This window comes from Pseudomonas sp. WS 5503 (assembly GCF_012985385.1).
In the GTDB taxonomy this organism is placed as follows: domain Bacteria; phylum Pseudomonadota; class Gammaproteobacteria; order Pseudomonadales; family Pseudomonadaceae; genus Aquipseudomonas; species Aquipseudomonas paracarnis.
In genome coordinates this window covers 427,547-447,421 of the sequence record NZ_JAAQWI010000004.1, presented here as the reverse complement: position 1 = coordinate 447,421, position 19,875 = coordinate 427,547, and the positions used below count along the sequence as shown (strand labels likewise).

The 19,875-nt window shown below is 59.9% G+C and carries 20 protein-coding genes and 1 pseudogene; 9 read left to right on the top strand and 12 right to left on the bottom strand.

Features of this window, described 5'->3' with window-relative positions:
• The first annotated feature begins 42 nt into the window (after nt 1–42).
• Both HBO10_RS13930 and HBO10_RS13925 read left to right on the top strand, forming a co-directional pair.
• Nucleotides 43–207 carry a hypothetical protein gene (locus HBO10_RS13930; protein WP_169921996.1) on the top strand — a complete coding sequence of 55 codons (165 nt, stop codon included), beginning with the start codon at nt 43–45 and terminating at the stop codon, nt 205–207.
• Nucleotides 208–244: 37 nt separating this feature from the next.
• A complete protein-coding gene (locus HBO10_RS13925; RefSeq protein WP_034126194.1) occupies nt 245–610 on the top strand; it encodes a hypothetical protein in 366 nt (121 codons plus the stop codon).
• Nucleotides 611–646: 36 nt separating this feature from the next.
• Here the strand turns inward: HBO10_RS13925 and HBO10_RS13920 are convergent, their stop codons facing one another.
• Nucleotides 647–1,363, bottom strand: coding sequence for a class I SAM-dependent methyltransferase (locus HBO10_RS13920; protein ID WP_034126193.1), 717 nt, complete (start codon nt 1,361–1,363; stop codon nt 647–649).
• Between the two features lie 185 nt (nt 1,364–1,548).
• Between HBO10_RS13920 and HBO10_RS13915 the strand changes: the two genes are divergently transcribed.
• A complete protein-coding gene (locus HBO10_RS13915) occupies nt 1,549–1,929 on the top strand; it encodes a cupin domain-containing protein (protein WP_034126192.1) in 381 nt (126 codons plus the stop codon).
• A gap of 144 nt (nt 1,930–2,073) precedes the next feature.
• Here the strand turns inward: HBO10_RS13915 and HBO10_RS13910 are convergent, their stop codons facing one another.
• The 7 genes from HBO10_RS13910 to HBO10_RS13880 form a co-directional block, all read right to left on the bottom strand.
• The gene (locus HBO10_RS13910) at nt 2,074–3,159 is read right to left on the bottom strand and encodes a GlxA family transcriptional regulator (RefSeq protein WP_034126191.1); all 1,086 of its coding nucleotides are present in this window, start codon (nt 3,157–3,159) and stop codon (nt 2,074–2,076) included.
• 22 nt (nt 3,160–3,181) lie between these two features.
• Complete coding sequence (locus HBO10_RS13905; RefSeq protein WP_034126190.1) at nt 3,182–4,588, bottom strand: amino acid permease; 1,407 nt, start codon at nt 4,586–4,588, stop codon at nt 3,182–3,184.
• Between the two features lie 138 nt (nt 4,589–4,726).
• Nucleotides 4,727–5,467 (bottom strand): BPL-N domain-containing protein, encoded by a 741-nt coding sequence (locus HBO10_RS13900; protein WP_034126189.1) that lies wholly within the window; start codon nt 5,465–5,467, stop codon nt 4,727–4,729.
• Between the two features lie 110 nt (nt 5,468–5,577).
• The gene (locus HBO10_RS13895; RefSeq protein WP_034126188.1) at nt 5,578–7,308 is read right to left on the bottom strand and encodes an OPT family oligopeptide transporter; all 1,731 of its coding nucleotides are present in this window, start codon (nt 7,306–7,308) and stop codon (nt 5,578–5,580) included.
• 204 nt (nt 7,309–7,512) lie between these two features.
• A complete protein-coding gene (locus HBO10_RS13890) occupies nt 7,513–8,139 on the bottom strand; it encodes a glutathione S-transferase (protein WP_034126187.1) in 627 nt (208 codons plus the stop codon).
• A gap of 217 nt (nt 8,140–8,356) precedes the next feature.
• Nucleotides 8,357–9,052, bottom strand: a complete 696-nt coding sequence (locus HBO10_RS13885) for a tRNA (adenine(22)-N(1))-methyltransferase TrmK (protein WP_034126186.1) — start codon at nt 9,050–9,052, stop codon at nt 8,357–8,359.
• 10 nt (nt 9,053–9,062) lie between these two features.
• The gene (locus tag HBO10_RS13880; RefSeq protein WP_034126185.1) at nt 9,063–9,776 is read right to left on the bottom strand and encodes a FadR/GntR family transcriptional regulator; all 714 of its coding nucleotides are present in this window, start codon (nt 9,774–9,776) and stop codon (nt 9,063–9,065) included.
• A gap of 336 nt (nt 9,777–10,112) precedes the next feature.
• Here HBO10_RS13880 and HBO10_RS13875 point away from each other — a divergent pair, with 336 nt between their 5' ends.
• Nucleotides 10,113–11,462, top strand: coding sequence for an MFS transporter (locus HBO10_RS13875; RefSeq protein WP_034126377.1), 1,350 nt, complete (start codon nt 10,113–10,115; stop codon nt 11,460–11,462).
• A gap of 19 nt (nt 11,463–11,481) precedes the next feature.
• A complete protein-coding gene (gene gudD, locus HBO10_RS13870; protein ID WP_034126184.1) occupies nt 11,482–12,807 on the top strand; it encodes a glucarate dehydratase in 1,326 nt (441 codons plus the stop codon).
• A 197-nt stretch (nt 12,808–13,004) separates the two neighbouring features.
• On the opposite strand, the pseudogene HBO10_RS13865 reads toward gudD, so the two are convergent.
• The 3 genes and pseudogenes from HBO10_RS13865 to HBO10_RS13855 all read right to left on the bottom strand — a co-directional run.
• Nucleotides 13,005–14,006, bottom strand: a pseudogene (locus HBO10_RS13865) (chitinase); the annotation flags it as partial.
• A gap of 40 nt (nt 14,007–14,046) precedes the next feature.
• Nucleotides 14,047–14,682: a lytic polysaccharide monooxygenase auxiliary activity family 9 protein gene (locus HBO10_RS13860; protein ID WP_034126182.1), complete on the bottom strand. Its 636-nt coding sequence runs from the start codon at nt 14,680–14,682 to the stop codon at nt 14,047–14,049.
• Between the two features lie 322 nt (nt 14,683–15,004).
• Complete coding sequence (locus HBO10_RS13855; RefSeq protein ID WP_034126181.1) at nt 15,005–15,379, bottom strand: addiction module antidote protein; 375 nt, start codon at nt 15,377–15,379, stop codon at nt 15,005–15,007.
• 692 nt (nt 15,380–16,071) lie between these two features.
• On the opposite strand from HBO10_RS13855, the gene HBO10_RS13850 reads away from it, so the two are divergent.
• From HBO10_RS13850 to HBO10_RS13840, 3 genes are all read left to right on the top strand, one after another.
• Nucleotides 16,072–16,407, top strand: coding sequence for a DUF6124 family protein (locus HBO10_RS13850; RefSeq protein ID WP_032902107.1), 336 nt, complete (start codon nt 16,072–16,074; stop codon nt 16,405–16,407).
• 189 nt (nt 16,408–16,596) lie between these two features.
• Entirely contained in the window at nt 16,597–17,337 is a 741-nt protein-coding gene (locus tag HBO10_RS13845; RefSeq protein WP_034126180.1) for a type 1 glutamine amidotransferase domain-containing protein, read from the top strand.
• A gap of 106 nt (nt 17,338–17,443) precedes the next feature.
• Entirely contained in the window at nt 17,444–18,370 is a 927-nt protein-coding gene (locus HBO10_RS13840; RefSeq protein WP_034126376.1) for an acetoacetate decarboxylase family protein, read from the top strand.
• 14 nt (nt 18,371–18,384) lie between these two features.
• On the opposite strand, the gene HBO10_RS13835 is transcribed toward HBO10_RS13840, so the two are convergent.
• Nucleotides 18,385–18,843 (bottom strand): MerR family transcriptional regulator, encoded by a 459-nt coding sequence (locus HBO10_RS13835; protein ID WP_034126375.1) that lies wholly within the window; start codon nt 18,841–18,843, stop codon nt 18,385–18,387.
• 177 nt (nt 18,844–19,020) lie between these two features.
• Between HBO10_RS13835 and HBO10_RS13830 the strand changes: the two genes are divergently transcribed.
• Nucleotides 19,021–19,851, top strand: coding sequence for an alpha/beta hydrolase (locus HBO10_RS13830; RefSeq protein WP_032896079.1), 831 nt, complete (start codon nt 19,021–19,023; stop codon nt 19,849–19,851).
• Nucleotides 19,852–19,875 lie beyond the last annotated feature (24 nt).

Here is a 19,875-nt window from a genome sequence, read left to right as displayed (position 1 = left end):
CTGTCAGGATTGCTCCCACATTACCGGCTTGATCGCCCGCCCATGCTGGCGCGCCGTGACCAGGCCACTTGCATTGCGGTACCCTTCTCCACCGCGTTGGCGATGGAACACAAACGGGGATACCCGGATATCGTTGCCGAGGACATGAGTGGCAACGCTTGCGCCCCGCGCTTCAATAACGCCCGCTCTGATCAGCCTATCGCCTGATGCCCCAACCCACTCCCAGGATTCACGGATTTCCTTTATGCCGCCTGCCTCACGCGACCACGCCCGTATCGAACGCCGTCTCATCGCGGCGCTGACCGACGCCTGCGAGATCGCAAAGGTCGAAATCCCGGGCTTCGACTGGTTGACCCACACCGTCGACTACTGTGCTTTTCCCCAAAGCCTGCGGGTGATCTGGGTGTTCGACAACGCCGCGAGCAAGGCTCACGCCCTCGCGGCCGGCGCAGACGCCCGTATGCGCGAGCTGACTACCGCCGCGTTGGATGACGCTGATGTGCACGTCCCGAACATCGCCCGCTGCGTCAGTTTCGACTCCGAAGAGGAATGCCACCTTCGGCATGGCGGCGATTGGCGTCGGCGGTTGGCTACTCTCCGGGCGATCTGAATCGCGCCACGGCTCACTGAGCAACGGGAGACCTCGCTACCCCACCTTGCACGTCAACCAAGCCCCCCAGAAAAGGCTGCTGAAGAAACGCGTCGCGTCGCCGAAGCCAGCGTCATGCAACAGCTTCTGAACCGCGGCCTCGGAATGGGGCGGGTCAGCGCCTTGAAGGATTTTGCCGAGCTTGGCCTTCACTTCGTCCGGGGTGGCGCCATGCTGACGCCAGCGTTGGCCCCATGCCGCCAGCAGCAACGGCTGGCTGGCATACGCGTAATGATTGCCCGCGACGATCAGCGGTGCCCCCGGTTTCAGGTGCGCCCGAATCGATCGCAGCATCCGGCCCTTGGCGTCATCCCCCTCCAGATGGTGGAGCACACCGATCAAGGTGGCGGCGTCGTATGACGCGTCTGCTGCCAGGTCTTCAAGCGTCCCGAGATGCAGGGTGGTTCTGTCAAGCAAGTGGTTGGCTTCCAACTGCTGCCTTGCCGCGTCCAGCATCGGCTGCGAGGGATCAACCGCCATGAAGCGCCAGCCCGGTTCAAGGTTGGCCATGGCGATTATTTCCTGCGCCGTGCCGCCGGCGCCGACCACCAGTATCTTGGCCGAAGGGGCATCGCCAAGGCTCGCCGCGAGCATGCAGGCTGCCAGATCCTGGCACGCGTCATAGCCCGCCAACGCGATACGGCTTTGTCGCGCGTACTCGTTGGCTCTTGAGGTATCGAATTTGTCAGCAGGGTTGGATGAGGATGAGTTCAAGGCGGTTCTCCGTGGCCTTGAAGGAAATTACGTTAACCGTGGCAGTAAGAAAAATGCATTAATTTTATGCGCTGCATTCCCGTGGGGAATGCGGGGGTGTAGGAGTGGAAGGGTTGCAGGATCGTACAAGCCTATGACCTGTCGGCCCGGATAATCTGGCCTTCTCACTGACAGGAAGGCTCAGCATGACTCACCTGCAGCAACCCGCCCAACCGATAAACCTCGCGCACAAAGCCTCGCTCATCGATCAGCAATGGAGCCCAAGAGTGGTTGCCGAAATGAACGACTACCAGTTCAAGGTGGTGCGTATCGAGGGTGAATTCATTTGGCATTCGCACCCCGAAACCGATGAAGCGTTCCTGGTGCTTGAAGGCACGCTGCGTATCGACCTGCCGGAGGGCCCGGTGTATGTGAAGCCGGGTGAGTTGTATGTGGTGCCGCGTGGCATTGAGCACAGGACGGCGGCCGAAGGTGAAGCCAGGCTGATGATGATCGAGCCTAGGGGCATTCTGAATACCGGGCATGAAGGCGGTGAGCGCACCGCGTTGAATGACCAGTGGATTTGAGCGCCGAGGCTTATTGCCTTCTGTAGGAGCGAGCTTGCTCGCGAAAAACGCCAACGATAACGCGTGCTTCCTGAATGAGCGCGGCGCCTGTGAATTTTTCGCGAGCGAGCTCGCTCCTACTGGCATTCGGGCAAGCCCCAAGCCCTATCGCCTTTTAATCTGCACCGTAGCAAACGTCGGCTCGTCGCGCGCCTGCTCCAGTGTATTCCTGGGCTGTTGCGGGGCCCGGGATTGCCCCTCTGGCCGTAACGCTGGCGGCGGATGCAGGCGCATGTCCGAGCGCTCATCGCTGGGCGCAACGCCGAAGAAATCCCGGTAGCACTTGGAAAAATGCGGCGTGGACACAAAGCCGCAAATCACCGCCAGCTCGACAATCGAAATGGGCGTCTGCATCAGCAACTGGCGCGCACGGGTCAGGCGCAGCTTGAGGTAATAGCGCGATGGCGTGCAGTACAGGTGCTTCTGGAACATGCGCTCCAACTGGCGTCGGGACACGTGCACGTAGGCGGCCAGTTCGTCGAGGTCGATGGGTTCTTCCAGGTTGGATTCCATCAGGGCGACCACTTCTTGCAGCTTGGGCTGTTGCGTGCCGAGCAGGTGTTTGAGCGGCACGCGTTGGTGGTCGCGCTCGTTGCGAATGCGCTCGTACACGAACATCTGGGAAATCGCCGCCGACAGCGTGTGCCCGTGATCGCGGCCGATCAGGTGCAGCATCATGTCCAGCGGCGCAGTGCCGCCAGAGCTGGTAAAGCGGTTGCCATCGAGCGTGAATACGCTGGAGCTGACTTTGACGCGGGTAAACGCCTCCTGCATCGACGCCATCAGCTCCCAATGCACGCTGCACTGGAAGCCATCGAGCAACCCCGCCTGGGCCAGTGCCCAACTGCCGGTGCACACCGCGCCGAGACGTTTACAGTACAGGCGCGCCTGGCTGCGCAACCAGGCGATGAGCGCAGGGCTGATAGCCTGTTGAATGCCCACGCCGCCGCACACGATCACCGCATCGAAGCCGCGCTGGTCCTGCGCGCACGCGTCCGGGGTCACCGACACCCCATCGCTGGCCCACACCGGCTGGCCGTCCAGGCTCAGGGTTTGCCAACGGTAGAGTTCTTCGCCCGCCAATTGGTTGGCCATGCGCAGCGGCTCGACCGCACATGACAGCGATATCAGCGTGAATTGGTCCAGCAGCAAAAAGCCGATGGTCTGGCAAACAGATGCCTCGGTTTCCATCACCGCTACCCCACAGGCGTGATCAGGAATGTTCCAGCGCCACCGGCTTGGGTGCCCGGTTGTGCTGGCGCGACGTGACCAGGCCGATGAAGGAAATCACCAACGCCAGGCCAATGGTCGAGGACACTTCGGTGCGGTGTTCCGGCGTCACCATCATCACCCCCAGGGCCAGGCAGATGAATACGATCACCAGGTAAGTCAGCCACGGAAACAGCCACATGCGAAAGGTCAGTTCGACGTTCTGCCGAAGCAGCAACCGACGCATACGCAGTTGCGAGATAGCGATGACCAGGTACACCAACAACGCGATGGCGCCGGAGCTGGCGAGCAGGAACTGGAACAGACCGGCCGGCATGAAGTAGCTCAGCAACGTAACGCCCGCACCGATGATGGTGCTGGCGATCACCGCCGCCCTGGGCACGCCCGCCTTCGAGGTGATTTTAAGCGCCGGCGGCGCATCGCCGCGTTTGCCCAGGGAAAACAGCATGCGCGAAGAAATGTAGATCGAGGAGTTCATGCAACTGGCTACCGCAATCAACACCACCACATCGACCATGAATTTGGCGTTGGGGATGTTCATAATTTCCAGTGCGCGCTGATAGGAACCCACGGAGGCCAACAGCGGATCGTTCCAGGGCACCACGGAAATCACGACGGAGATCGACAACAGGTAGAACACGCCAATGCGCCAGATCACCGAACGGGTGGCCTTGGCGATGTTCTGCGCCGGGTTGCTCGATTCAGCTGCAGCGATGGTCACCGCTTCGGTGCCGATGAAACTGAACATGATGGTAATGAACGCGCCCACCACCGCCGACAGGCCGTTGGGAGCAAACCCGCCGTGTTCCTCCATCAAGCGGCTCAAGCCGCTGGCTTCGCGATCCGGGATCCAGCCCATGAGGACGCTGAAGCCCAGGCCGATAAAGCCAACGATGGCAATCACCTTGGCCATGGCGAACCAGAATTCGAATTCGCCATATTTGGCCACGCTGAACAGATTGGTGATCACCAGCAAAACGATTGAGATCAACGCAAACAGCCACGCATCAACCTGAGGGAACCACTGGTTGAGCACGTGCCCGGCGGCCAAGGCTTCGATGGGAATGACCAGCACCCAGAACCACCAATACAACCAGCCGATGGTGAACCCCGCCCAAGGGCCGATGGCCTGGTCGGCGTAGGTTGAAAACGAGCCAGTGTCCGGGCGTGCCACCGCCATTTCCCCCAGCATGCGCATGACCAGCACCACCAACAGGCCGGAAAACAGATAAGCCAGCAACACCGCTGGCCCGGCGGCGGCGATCGCGTGTCCGGAGCCGACAAACAACCCCGCGCCGATGATGCCGGCGATGGACAACATGGTCACATGGCGCGGCTTGAAGCCCTGCGCAAGCTGACCGTTGGAATCGTTGCAGTTGAGGCTAGTCATTGTTTTTGTTGTTCTCGGGCGGCCAATGACCTTCACCTTAAGTGCCCGAGGCCAGGCACAAGTAGCCTGGTTACGCCACCATCGTGCCTGATATCGACATGGGGAATAGTGGCATCCTGAAGTAACGGGCGGCGCGCCCTACTCTTGCGCGCTACGTATCAACGACCCGAACAGCTCGCCACGCGGCATCTTGCTCAGCTCGATATCGGCATTTTCAAACCATTCCCGCCCGGCTTCCGGGTGCGGCCCGCTCAGCACCACCACGCCATGTTCGTAGGTGTAGCGCGCCGCCGCCACGTCACCATTGTGGTAGGTGGCGATGACCTTGTAGGGCGCCGCGGCGCTGGCTTTGGGGAAGTAAGGGCCATCCTGATAGAACACAGAGTCGGGTTGCCCGTCCCACGTCACCCGCACGGCGGCGTCGTCAATACCGGACACTTCAAAACCGGGACGGCCAGCTTCGGTATCAAGCGCCTGGGGGATCAGGCCGAGGTTGTTGTCGTCGGCCAGGTAGGCGCCCATGCACAGGCCCAGGTAGCGGCCGCCTTTGGCGACGTAATCGCGGATGGCTTCGGCACGCGCATCGCCCAGGCTGTCGAGGGCGGCCGGGATGTCCTGGCCACCGCCGGGTTGCACGTATAGATCGTAGCGCGCCAGGGTTTTCGGGGTGATGTCGATGGGTTCGTCGGCACCGACGAAGTCGATCTGGTAATTGGGGTCCAGGCGCTGCAGGGCGGTTTTCACGTTTTCCGAGCAGTCGGGGCAGCCTGCCGGGCCTCGGTAGATGGCGACATGGGTGACGGGGCCTGCGCCGTGTACGGGTAAAGGATGCAGCGTAGCAACGGCGAGAAACGTGGCAGCGATGGCAGGCAGTTTCATGGGCTAGGCTCAACGGTCAGTTGAATGGGTTTGATCCAGTGGTCGCAGCGCCAAGCCTATAACGGTGAGCCTTTTGAATTCGTGAAGAGTTGTAAATCCACGAGGGCCATTTATCCACTTCCCAGCATCTGCCATAACGACGCGCCTACGCCGGTAATGCTCTCACCGGCGATCAGGCCCGCCGCTGCCGTGATCGCAAAGCGCTGCGTCACACTTGGCCAGCGACAGCTCACGGCCCAGGTCATGATCGCGCCAAGGGCCATCATCAGCGACACCGACGCAGGCAAGACAAACGCCAGTCCCAAGGCTGCCGCACTTGGCAGATAGCGGGCGCGATGGGTGGGCAGCGTGCTATCGAGTATGCCCAGCAGTACGCCGCACAGGCTTGCAACAGCAATGGCCCAGCGGATGCTGGGTGACAACGAATCCAGCCCGTGGGTCAGGGTTTGGGCCACGGCTTTCCAAGTGGCGACGGCCGGGGCTGGCCACTGTTCGGTGAGCAGCATGGTTTGCGGGTCGGGGATCAACGCCAGGTACGCGAATACGCCGACGACGCTGCCGACAAAAATCCCGAGAATCTGGGCGATAACCTGTTTGTGCGGCGTCGCGCCAATCGCTTTGCCCACCTTGAAGTCATTCATCAGGTCTGTGCACTGCCCCGCCGAACCGCCGGCGGTGTTGGCGCTCATCAGGTTGATCGGCACCTGGCCCGGCGCAACGATGCCAAAACTCAGCTGAGACAGTTGCCCGATGGCGCCAATCGGCGGAATACCGGTCGCCCCCACCACCCGCGCCGCCACGGCGGCCAGGCAGATCGCCAGGGGAATGGTCAGCAGCGCCATCCCAAGGTTGATACCGAACAACAGCGCTTGCAGGCTCACCACCAACGCAATCGCCAAGGCAAACCCCACGGCAGGCCCAGGCTTGGGAACCGCCCAAGGCGTGCCGCCAGCCGCTCGGGTTGAGCGATGCAAAGCCCACAGGCGAATCGCCAGGGACGCCAGGGTGGAACACACCATCAGGCTCACCCCAGGCCACAGCAGCCATTCCACCAGCGCGGCAAACTGTGGGCCGCTGCTGTCGGCGGGCAGGCTCACCAGGCCGTTGGCCAACAGCCACGGCCCCAGCCCGCCCCATGCCAGCAAGGCGCCGAGCAGCAGGGTTAGGCCCACGCGAATGCCGATGATGCCGCCGAACCCCAGCAACAGCAGAGAGGGGTCGGCGGTGAAGGTCAGGCGCTCCAACTGGGCGTTCGGCGACCAGCGCGGGAAGGCCCACATAAAGGTATCCACCCACTTGACCAACCCGGACAACAACGCTGCGCCGAGCAGCACTTTCAAGCGCGTGGCGGCTTCGCGACCATGGTTGTAGATGTGCAGCAGGGTCTCCAGGGTGGCCATGCCTTCGGGAAACTTCAGCGCCTTGTCATTGAGCAATGAAGGCCGCAGGTACCACGCGATCCAGATCCCCAGGAAACTTACCGAGAACACCCAGGCGATCATCGGCAGCGCTGCCAGTTGGTTGCCGGTGAGCAAGGTATAAGCCGGGATGGGCGCGACCAGCCCGCCGGAAATGATCGACGCAGCGGCAGAGGCCACGGTCTGGTTGATATTGCTCTCGTGCAGGGTCCACGGCAGGTGTTCAGCGGAACGTCGGGCCAGGCCTTGCCAGATGCCATAACCGATCAGCAAGGCGATGGTCGACATATTGAACGACCAGCCGATCTTCAAGCCTGCGTAGACATTGGAAGGGGTCAGCAGGATGCCCAGCACGATCCCGGTGATGACTGCCCGCAGGCTCAGTTCGCGCTCTACGGGCGCGATTGACGAGGTGGAGTGCATGCAGATTCCTTTCGAGAAAAGCCAGTGCCACCTTTTAAGTGAGCGCTGGGAGACTCGAAGGTTCACCTGACGAAACGGGTTCTGTAGGAGCGAGCTTGCTCGCGAAAAACCCAAAGGCGCCGCGTTCATCCAGGAAACACGCGTTATCGTTTACGTTTTTCGCGAGCAAGCTCGCTCCTACAGGAGGCGGTGTCGGTGGGCCCGCTATTTGGCGAACGCGTATTCCCCGCCCCGCTCCACCGCCTTGCGGTATGCCGGGCGCGCCTGGAGCTTTTGCAGCCACGCGGCCAAGTTCGGGTAGGCCTGCAATTTGCCCTGGGCCTGGGCGACTTCGCCGATAAAGCTCATCTGAATATCCGCGCCGCTGAGTGCGTCGCCCACCAGGTACGGCGTGTGGCCCAGCACATCATTCAGGTACCCCAGGTAGTTGGCCAGCTCCGACTCAATCCGCGGATGCAGCGGTGCGCCTGCTTCACCCAGCCGTCCCACATAAAGGTTGAGCATCAACGGCAACATCGCCGAGCCTTCAGCAAAATGCAGCCATTGCACATAGCTGTCGTAGGCATCGGTGGCCGGGTCGGGTTGCAGTTGGCCGTTGCCGTGGCGGCGGATGAGGTAGTCGATGATCGCGGCGGACTCGATCAGCACACGAGAGCCGTCTTCGATCACCGGGGATTTGCCCAGCGGGTGGATAGCCTTGAGTTCAGGCGGCGCCAGGTTGGTCTTGGCGTCGCGCTGGTAGCGCTTGATGTCGTAGGGCAGGCCCAGTTCTTCAAGCGCCCACAGGATACGTTGCGAGCGGGAGTTGTTGAGGTGGTGAACAGTGATCATCGAGGCAACACCTTGGGGGGATTTAAGAGAAGACTACAGCGTAGCGGTGAAGTGCCGCGAATGTGGCCAGGCAGCACCGGCCTGCGCGATCAAATGTGGGAGATGTCGAGCTTTAGCGAGACTTCGAAGGCTGCGGCATTCACGACATGGATGTTGCCTGATACACCGCTCGAAGCCTCGCTAAGGCTCCACATCTCCCACACTGGACCGGTGGCGGTCAGGCAAGCAATTGAACGATCCACTTCACCTGCTGCACGATCTCCTGCACTTTCTGCTCGGGCACCACCTGCCGCGCCTGTTCGAGGCTGGCCAATGTCTTGCGCTTCTGGCGCAACATCCGTTGCCATTTCGCCACAAACACCGGGCTGCGGGCCTGCATTTGCAGCGGGCCGAAGTACAGTTGCTCGGCGGTATAGGTGACCGCCTCGGCGCGTTCGGCAACGATGATTTCGTAGTAGAAGCGGTTTTCCAGCAGCAGCTCCTCGTGCAGGATCCGGTAGCCGTTGTCCATCAACCATAGGCGCAGGGGCTGCTCGCCGCCGTTGGGTTGCAGGATCAGGCGTTCCCGGCCATTGAGGTGCGCCTTGCCGCTTTCGAGAATGTCGCGGATCGTCTCGCCGCCCATGCCGCACAGGCTGATGGCGGTAATGTCATCGCCGGCTTGGATCGCCGCCAAACCATCGGCCAGGCGCACGGTGATGTGCTGCCTCAGGCCGTTGTTGGCCACGGTACGGTTGGCCGCCTGAAACGGTGTCGCGGCCACTTCCCCCGCCACGGCCGCCGCAATAGCGCCGCGGTGTATCAGGGCCACCGGCAGGTAGGCGTGGTCGGAGCCGATATCGGCCAGGCGGGCACCCGTCGGTATGTGCGCGGCAACGCGCTCCAGGCGCTGGGACAAGGTGTGTTCGTTCAACGGTGATTCCTTAAGAGTGCCCGGAAAATCGATCCCGGCTGTTAGTCAAGTGCAGCACCATGGCCGCCCGTGCGGCGTCCGGGTCCTGGCGCTTGATAGCGTTGTAGATGGCCTCGTGTTCCAGGTTCGCCAACTGCCCCAGTTGGGCAAAGTCCGCGCCGCCGCGCTCGACGGCATTCACCTGGGTGCGCGGAATCATCGCCGTGCCCAGGTGCTGCATGATGTCGGTGAAAAACGTATTGCCGGTGGCTTCGGCGATCAGTTGGTGAAAGCGCTTGTCCTCCTCCACACAGCTGTCGTTGTTGGCCAGGGAGGCTTGGTAGTCGTCCAGTGCCTGGCGCATGTGGGCCAATTGCGCGTCACTTCTGCGCAGCGCGGCCAGGGCCACCGCTTGCACTTCCAGGCCCAGGCGCAATTCGAGCATGTTGCGCACGCTGGCGACCGTGTCCACATGCAGGCGCAGGCCCGGCTGCGTGTGCTGCTCCAGCACAAAGGTGCCGATGCCGTGACGCGTCTCCACCAGCCCCGACGCCTGCAGCTTGGACAAGGCTTCACGCACCACGGTACGGCTCACCCCATGCTCAAGCACGATGGTGGATTCGGACGGCAGTTTTTCACCCGGCTTGAGTTGCCCCAACTGGATGCGCTGGGTCAGTGCCTCGACCACACCTTGGGCCAGGTTGGCGGAACGTTTGCGCACAGGCGGTGTGCTTTTAATCGGCATCGAGACGGGTCCACGGGGTTGGGCTGGGGGGAGCTTATCACCCTGAGCGCACGGGGCGACGGGTGGTGGCGAAAAACACCAAACTTGTATGACAACATACTCTTGCCACATCACCAGACTCTGTCTTCGCTTTGAGAGAAGCGCACACCCCGAGCCGTCAGCAGCGAGACAAATCCCAATAAAATCTGGCAAATAACCAAAATAGCCAATCTCAATACCGGCTTATAAGAACAAAAACAGCCCTGACAGGATTGCGGCCTTTAAAAAACAACTTGTATGATGTCTGTCAACAAAACACCAAACCCGCATAAAAATAATCAGGGGGAGTTTTCATTCGTGAAGCATTCAAGCCCAGCATCTGCCGTACCCGAAAGTGATTCAGCGCTCGCCCGCGCCGTGAGCAAAGTGAAGGGCCATGTGCTCCCACTGTTCGTGGTCATGTTCATCCTCAACTACATCGACCGGGTCAATATCGGCTTCGTGCGCACGCACATGGAGCATGACCTGGGGATCGGCGCAGCGGCTTACGGCTTCGGTGCCGGGCTGTTCTTCATTGGCTATGCGCTGTTCGAAGTGCCGTCCAATATGCTGCTGCAAAAAGCCGGCGCCCGCATCTGGCTGACCCGCATCATGTTCACCTGGGGCATCGTCGCCACGCTGATGGCGTTTATCCAGAACGAAACCCACTTCTACATCTTGCGTTTCTTGCTGGGCGTGGCGGAGGCCGGTTTCTTCCCCGGCGTGATCTATTACTTCACGCGCTGGTTGCCCGGTGTGGAGCGTGGCAAGGCCATCGCGATCTTCCTCAGTGGCTCGGCGGTGGCGTCGTTGATCTCCGGGCCGTTGTCGGGTGCGTTGTTGCAGATCGAAGGCTTTGGTTTGCATGGCTGGCAATGGATGTTCGGCATCGAAGGCCTGGCCTCGGTGGCGCTGGGCTTCTTCGTGTGGTTCTGGCTCGACTCCAAACCCCATGACGCCAAGTGGCTGAGCCGCGAAGAGCAGGATGCGCTGGTGGGCGCTATCGATCAGGAACAGCGTGATCGCGAAGCCCTGACCACGGTGAAACCCACCCTCGGCAAGCTACTCAAAGACCGCCAGATCCTGCTGTTCTGCGCTCTGTACTTCTGCATTCAACTGACGATCTACGCCGCCACCTTCTGGCTGCCGAGCATCATCAAGAAGATGGGTGACTTGAGTGATGTGCAGGTCGGTTTCTTCAACTCGATCCCCTGGCTGATCTCGATCATTGCCATGTACGCCTTTGCGTCGCTGTCGGGCAAGTTCAAGTTCCAGCAGGCCTGGGTCGCGGCGGCCCTGCTGATCGCGGCGGCCGGCATGTTCATGTCCACCACCGGCGGGCCGATCTTCGCTTTCGTGGCGATCTGTTTTGCGGCCATCGGGTTCAAGTCTGCGTCGTCGCTGTTCTGGCCGATCCCCCAGGGCTACCTGGATGCGCGCATCGCCGCCGCCGTGATCGCGCTGATCAACTCTATCGGCAACCTGGGCGGTTTTGTGGCGCCGACTACCTTCGGCTTTCTCGAACAAACCACCGGCTCGATACAGGGCGGGCTGTATGGCCTGGCCTGCACCTCGGTGCTCGCGGCCATCCTGGTGTTCTTTGCCAAGACCTCACCCTCTGCCGTACCGGCCGTGCCCAGCGGCGCCGCCATCAGCAAACCTCTTTGAACTCAGCCAGGAACGCGCCATGAATACCCCTGTCGTTACTCATTTCCAAGTCATCCCCGTCGCCGGCCACGACAGCATGTTGCTGAACCTCAGCGGCGCCCACGGCCCCTACTTCACGCGCAATATCGTCATCCTCAAGGACAGCAGCGGCAACACTGGCGTGGGCGAAGTGCCCGGCGGCGAGCGCATTCGCCAAACCCTGGAAGACGCCCGCAGCCTGGTGATCGGCCAGCCGATTGGCCAGTACCAGCGCGTTCTCAACCAGATGCGCAGTACCTTTGCGTCTCGAGACAGCGCGGGCCGCGGCCTGCAGACCTTCGACCTGCGCATCACCATCCACGCCGTCACCGCCATGGAGGCCGCGCTGCTCGATTTGCTTGGCCAATTTCTTGAGGTGCCGGTGGCCGCCTTGCTTGGCGAAGGCCAGCAACGCGATGCGGTGAAGATGCTCGGCTACCTGTTCTATGTGGGGGATCGCAACGCCACCGACCTGGCCTACCGCAACGAGGCCGACGCCGATGATGAGTGGTTCCGCCTGCGCCATGAAACAGCCCTGACCGCCGACGCGGTAGTGCGCCTGGCCGAAGCGGCCAAGGCCAAATATGGTTTCAACGATTTCAAGCTCAAGGGCGGCGTATTGAGTGGCGACGCGGAAATCGAAGCCGTCACCGCGCTGGCCGAAAGGTTTCCCGATGCGCGCATCACCCTTGATCCCAACGGCGCATGGTCGCTGAAGGAAGCCATCCGCCTGTGCCGCGACCAGCATCATGTGCTGGCCTACGCCGAAGACCCCTGCGGCGCAGAAAACGGTTATTCAGGCCGTGAAGTCATGGCCGAATTCCGCCGCGCCACGGGCCTTAAAACCGCCACCAACATGATCGCCACCGACTGGCGCGAAATGGGCCACGCCATCCAGTTGCAATCGGTGGACATTCCCCTCGCCGACCCGCACTTCTGGACCATGCAGGGCTCGGTGCGCGTCGCGCAAATGTGCAACGAGTGGGGCCTGACCTGGGGCTCGCATTCCAACAACCACTTTGATATTTCCCTGGCAATGTTCACCCAGGTGGCGGCGGCCGCACCGGGCGAGATCACCGCCATCGACACCCACTGGATCTGGCAGGACGGCCAGCGCCTGACGCGGGAGCCGTTGAAGATTGAAGGGGGTTACGTAAAGGTGCCGGCCAAGCCTGGCCTGGGCGTGGACATTGATATGGACGCCGTGGCCCAGGCCCATGCACTGTACAAAGGCATGGGCCTTGGAGCCCGGGATGACAGTGTGGCGATGCAGTTTCTGATCCCGGGTTGGGGCTTTGATAACAAGCGGCCTTGTCTGGTGCGGTAAATCGGCTTTAGGAATGCTCAGCGCAATTTGAGCGTGACGCAAAAAATCCGATGCCCAAACAGGCATCGGATTTTAGTCAGATCAGAAGCTTAGCTGTTTGACCTCTGGCACGTCTGCCAGAGGCCCCTTTTGCGCTACTGCCGATTGGCGATCTCCAGATCCGCCTCTTCCTGCTCCAGGCCAGCGAGATCAGTGCCATTGATCATCGGCCCATAACGGCGGCTGAACTCCCAGTTGTAGGGCACATGGTCTTTGTTGATCCCGTTGTCCCAATTCACCGACCAGGTCATCAGGCCCTTGATCGACAATCCTTTGTCGTGCAAACGCTTGAATGTATTGGTCACGGCTGTCGGGTTGACTACATAACCGGTGGCAGCCGCATCGACGTTGGCGGGCAGGCCAATGACGAACTTGTCGGCAGGGATTTTGGTAAACCCGCGCGTTCCGCTCACCAGACTTTCGGTGAGGTAAAACAGGAAATCCTCCTTCATCGCGTCGTTGTTCTGGGCAATCCAGGCGCCGTTGCCATTGTTGACCTCCTGCACCCAGATGCCGTCGCCCCCCTGGTTGTAATACTGCGGGGCGATGAAGTCGTAATAGCCTTCCAGCGCCTGGATGTAACCGACGTATTTGCCGGCGGTGGTGAGGTACGGAAACTCCGGTGCCATGCTGATGATGAAGTGTTTGCCTTGACCTGCGTAGTGGTCCTTGACCAGTTTCAAGGCGGCGGGCAGGACAGTCTTGTTGTCGGCGAAATCAATCGCGCTCTGTTCAAGATCTATATCCAGGCCATCAAAGCCATAGGTTTCCACCAGGCGGATAATCTCGCTGGCCAGTGGCTGTTCGTTGCCTTTATGCAGTTCGATGTGTGCATCGGCGCCACCAAGGGAAATCAGCACCGCCCTGCCCTGGCTGTTCAGCACACCCACCTGGCGACGGAACTCGGCGTCGGACAGCTTGTACGGGGTGAAGGTTGGGATACCGTTGCCCTTCATGAAGGCCACGGCCACCACGTTGTAATCCTTTGGCACATCCACCAGGCTCATATTGGCGAACTGGCCACGCTGGTAGCCATCGCTCGGGCCGGCAGGCCAGTTGTGCCAGAAGCCCATGAGGATCTTTTTGCCGGCAATGCTCGGCATCAGCGAAGCGGCATCGTTGAGCGGCGATTGCAGTGAGGTAAAGTCAATCTTTGACATGTTCTAATCCTTCAGAACGTGTGGGTTTAACGGTGCGGGCTTATTTGAAGTCCACATCGAAGGCTTGATAGAAGGCGTTGCCGGTGTTGGCGACGATCCACATCAACACAATCACATGCTGGCCCTTCTTGTTGGCCGGCAGTTTCACTTCATGATTGACCTTGGCCTTCAGTTCGCCTGCATGGCTGTAGTACGGCACCTGGGCATAGAAGTCTTCAGCGAACGGCTGGGTTTCCAGTTGTGCGCGGGTGATGCGCTGTTTCGGATCCCAGCCATCCTTGGTGATCAGCCAGCGATAGCCACGGGTGGTGTGCGGCGCGGTGTATGCCCAAGTGACCTTGAAGGTCTGACCCGGCTCGACATTGAGCAACGGCCAGGTGAAGGCGCGGCCGAGTTGCTTGGCCATTTCCTCGTGGGTGAAGTTGATGCAGTCACGGGCATCGGTCTTGCCACCGCTGAGGATGAAGCCGTCGGCTGGCGGGGTGACGCTGTCACTGTCGGTTTGGTAAGGCGCCGGGAACGGACCGGCCGTCAGTGCCGGGAAGTTCTTGCCGCCTTCCATTTCATTGACCTGCCAGGTTTCCAGCAGGCCAAGATCCACGGCGACTGCGCCACGGCTGGAAGGGGATGTGACACGACCATGGCGAAGAGGTGTCTGGGTTTGTGGTTTGTTCATGTTGTGACTCCATTCACTTGATTAAGAACTCTCCTTTCTTGAAGGAGAGGACCTCAACCTAACGGAGTGGCTTTTTTTTGCCACAGGCCCATTTTTCACTCATTTTCGTTTCGTGAGGGCGCCGCCCTGAAAATACTGGATATATAACCAGTGCGATGGAAAAGAACCTACGCAACCGGAGGGCGATTTCCTACACGACCAGGCGCACATCCACACAGCTTCTCTCGTAAATCGCTTTATCCCGTTCGCAAGGGATGGCCCTCTGTGGACAAAAAGGGACGTCACTATTTTCAATCAAATAAACCGTCCTCTGTTTGGCCCATCAGGTTTTGCCGACGACAGCCGTTTTTTTAGCGGTGGTCGCGGTAATCGGTCGCACCGTCAGTTCCACGCCCAATGCCAACATCAGCTTCTGGACCGTCTCATAACGTGTCTTTGAGCCGCCTTTCAGGGTTTTATACAGGCTCTCCCGATTCACCCCCGCGGCTTCGGCAACCTTGTTGACACCCAGGGCCTTGGCAACCTCGGCCAGCGCCTTCATAAGGACTTGCGGGTCATGGCACGCCATGCTTTGCGCAAGATAAGCACTGATGGTTTGCGGGCTATCAAGGAAGCGCGAAGCCTCATAGGCACTGGTGCCGGATGTATCCAGCTCGAGGACCGGCATGTCCTCTGGTTTGAATGTCGACTTACTCATGTCATTGACCTCTCAGGGCATCGAGAATCTCTTTTGCCCGCTTGATTCCTCGGGCGTCCTGCTGATCGTATTGGTCACAGATTCAAATGTAGCCTACTGGCTACTCTTTGTAGATCCCAGTGAATTTTTAATGTCGGTGTGCACCGCCAGAAAAAATCCTAGTCCCGCCGCTGCGCAGGCAGCTGAGCAATACTATTAGCGCTTGTGTCCTCAAGACCGAAACGTTGCGTCGCGACTGTAGGAGCGAGCTTGCTCGCGAAGAACGTAAAGATAAGGTGTGCATCCAGAGTGAACGCGGCGCCTATGATTTTTTCGCGAGCAAGCTCGCTCCTACAGGGAGTGGGTGAGTGGGCCAGCGTTGATGTAGACCCGTCCTACAGCAAGCTGCACCGCCTTGCTCCGTTGCCTACAGTTGCGTCAGAATCCGCCGGCTTGTGCGCTTGGATGGGCGTCTCTAAGGTGGCCCGGTCGCTGACAATTCAGTGATCGGGTTTAGTAGCCCGAGGGTCAATTACACTTAGTGCATGAGCTTCATCTATCAGACGTTCCTGTCTGTGCCTGATGGTGGCTGTGCGTAGGGCGCCTTCGGGCGCGCCGGCTTTGTGTAATTCCCCGGTCTACTAACCTGCGTACAGCTGCCACCCTTTCGTTTAGTAGCGAAACGGTGTCGGCCCCATTCAGGAATTACGCATATGTACAAAGTCACCCCAAACCCTCCAAACGATCCAAACCTGAAGCTTGATCAGGCAGCCCGTCGTGCGATCGATCACGCCCTCAACCCCAACGCCGAACCCTCTCCTCCACCCTCGACACCGCTGTTCAGCGTTGCCGACGATGCCAGCAATGAAATGCTCGTCGCCAATAGCTATGAAACCTTTTCCTCAGTAACCGCCCTGCTGCTCGACCTGTCGGATGAACTGACCGGTAAACAGCGCGACGTCGCGTTGGCGATTCATCAGTTAAGTGAGCTGGGAATGTTGTTGGTCGATAAGTTGATGGAGCGCGAGGCGGCTGTAGCAGCTGGCTAAACGTTCAACACGCCCAAAAAAAGCCGAGCCGTCGCGCCCCAAGACGACTCGGTTTTTTTTTGCCAAAGCAGGGGTTGACCTTAAAGCGAGGTTTAAGGTGAGCATGCACCAACCGACAGGATTACTGGACCCTGGATCATGCTCAAAACCCTTATTTCTTTTGCGTTGGTAGCGATAGGTGGCGCGCTTATGACATTTGCACAGGCTGAACCCGGCCCTTCCACGGCCGCTGCAAACAATCGCCAGATCCTGGTGATCATGACCAACCACGCCAGCTACCCCTCAAGGCCCGATACCACGGGCCTGTGGCTGACAGAGCTGACGCATTTCACCGAGGTCGTGGAAGCGGCTGGCTACACGACGGTATTTGCCAGCCCCAAAGGAGGTGCTGTGCCTCTGGACGAGCGCAGCCTCGGTTGGCTGTACATGGATAAGGCGGCGCGTGAACAGTTGCAGTCCCCGGCCTTTCGCGCCCGACTGCAAAACACGCTGCCCATCGCCAATGTCGATCCGTCGCAATTTCGCGCGATCTACTTCACCGGCGGCCACGGTGTCATGTGGGACTTCCCTGGCAACCTCGACCTGCAACGTGTCGCCCAAACCATTTACAACCAGGGCGGCATCGTCTCGGCCGTGTGCCACGGTGTGGCGGGCCTGCTGGATCTGAAGGATGAACAGGGCAACGCGATCATCAAGGGCAAAAACATCACCGGCTTCTCCAATCGCGAAGAACTGCTATCGGGCATGAAGCGTGAAGTGCCGTTCTTGCTTGAAGACCGGCTGCTGAGCCAAGGGGCGCGTTACCGCAAGGGCTGGGTGCCGTTCACCTCATTTGTCATCACCGATGGCCGCCTGATCACGGGCCAGAACCCGCAATCGCCCAAGGCCGTCGCACTCGCCGTAATAACCGAGCTGTCCCACGAACGATAGCGCCTAGCCCCTCTCTGGAGAAAACCGATTGAACATTCCAAGCGCCATTTTAACCGGATTGCTGCTCACCCCTTTTGCCAACCTTGCGTTGGCCGGAACGCCCGAGATGCCCAGCCCCAACGACACAACCCACATCGATATCGCCGGCCAGCAGGTGCCCGTCGTCAAGGGTGGCTTGTACGACCGCTTTCGCTCCAACCCGCCGTTGTCGGTGGTTGCAGCAGAATTACCCGGGGTTGATTTAAGCTGGTTCAAAGGGTTGCAAAAGCACAAGGTCGACATCGGTTTTGAATCCTACTCGCCCAATTTTTACTACCAGAACAGTCGGGTAACAGCAGTCTATACAGCCGACATCGATAAGCTTCGGGCGTTGATGCCACCGCAGGTACTGGCCGCCGTGCAGCCCTTGCAAGTCTGGCCGGGTCGCGGGCTGATCGCGTTTACTGCGTACACCTATGAGCATTGCGATAACGACGCCTATAACGAAGTCGCCGTGTCGATCATCACGAACAAACCTGGCAAAGCCAACCTGGGCCCCTTTACGCTGGTGGGCCAGTCGATGTCGCAGGACTTTTGGGGCTATGTGCTCAAGCTGCCGGTGAATACCGAGCTGGCGCGGGTGCGCGGGGTGGTCGGTTACAACCTGCCGAAATGGCTGACCGGCATTGATCGCAAAGAGGATGGGCACTCGGTGGTGTATGACATTACCGATAGCAAGACCGGCAAACTGGACGTGTCGTTCAAGGCTAAAAAGCTTGAGAAGCTGTCCCGTGATATGGACCTGGTCACCAGCAGTTTCACCAATCTCGATCACCACGGCCAACTGGCCTATGGGTATGCGGTTTCCCGCCAGCTCAGCCATGGCTCCAGCCGTGACGCAGACTCAGCCACCCTCACGCTAGGCGATGGCAGCCTGTCCGATTACCTGCGCGACCTCAAGCTGGGGAAAATGGTGAAGTACGAATACGTACCCGAGTTCCAGAGCGCACTCTATGCGCCAGAGCCGCTCGTCAACCTGATTGGCGAACGCTGAACCTCGTGCGCCGGTCAGGCCCTCGGGGCCCGGCGGGCGCTTTTTTTTGTGGATGAGGCTGGAGCGCCCCCTTCCTCGCGCAGACGGTTTATCAGCATCTGCGCATTCTCGGCACAGGCCATGCCCTCGGGCTTGCCTTCGATGCCCTTGATGACGTTCAGCAACTGCGCCTTGTTCTGGGCCAGCCGTTGTTGCAGAACCTCGATTTCCTCGACCTTGTGCTTGAGCCCGCTGAGCAGCTCGTCATGCTGCCAACCACCGGCACTGCGGGGCATTAACTGCCGGATTTCTTCCAGAGAGAAACCGGCTGCCTGGGCACCCTTGATGATCTCCAACACCGCCTCGGTGCCGGGCGTATAGTCCCGATAGCCGTTGGATTTACGCTCAACCGATTGGATCAGACCGCTCGCCTCGTAGAAGCGGATGCGTGAGGCCGCCAACCCGCTGATTTTTGCCAACTCGCCTATTCTCATGTACCACCCACAAAAAACCATTGACCTTAAAGTTGACTTTAAACCTAAAGTCATTGGGCGGCCAAGGCGGCAATTGGTAGGCGGCGCGCTTGCCAGACACGCATGGGCCGCAGTGGGTCAATCCAGCGCCATGATCGCGATTCGATCAGGCCATCATTTCATTTGGGAGAGGCGAACATGGGCTACGTCACCACGCGAGACGGTGTTGAAATTTTCTACAAGGACTGGGGCCCACGCGATGCCCAGGTCATTTTCTTCCATCATGGCTGGCCACTGAGCGCAGATGATTGGGACGCGCAAATGCTGTTTTTCCTGGGCGAAGGTTACCGGGTCGTTGCCCACGACCGGCGTGGCCACGGGCGTTCCAGCCAGGTCTGGGACGGGCACGATATGGACCACTATGCCGACGACGTTGCGGCGGTGGTCGAGCACCTGGGTATACAAACTGCGGTGCATGTCGGTCACTCCACCGGCGGCGGTGAAGTGGTTCATTACATCGCCCGCCACGGTGAAGAGCGCGTCTCGAAGGCCGCCATCATTAGTGCCGTCCCTCCTTTGATGGTCCAGACCCCGAGCAATCCTGGTGGCCTGCCCAAGTCAGTGTTCGACGACTTGCAGGCGCAGCTGAAAGCCAACCGCGCACAGTTCTATCAGGACGTTCCCGCCGGACCTTTCTACGGCTATAACCGCCCAGGCGCCAAGCCGTCCGAGGGCATCATCCTGAACTGGTGGCGGCAAGGCATGATGGGCTGTGCCAAGGCGCACTATGACGGGATCGTGGCGTTTTCCCAGACCGATTTCACCGAAGACCTGAAGAGCATCCAGATTCCCGTATTGGTCATGCATGGCGACGATGATCAGATCGTCCCCCATGAAAATGCCGGGGTGCTGTCCGCCAAATTGTTGAAAAACAGCACGCTGAAAATCTACCCGGGCTTCCCGCATGGCATGCCTACTACCCATGCCGATACGATTAATGCGGATTTGCTGGCGTTTATAAGGAGCTGATTGATTATTGGGGGGGCGGGTGAC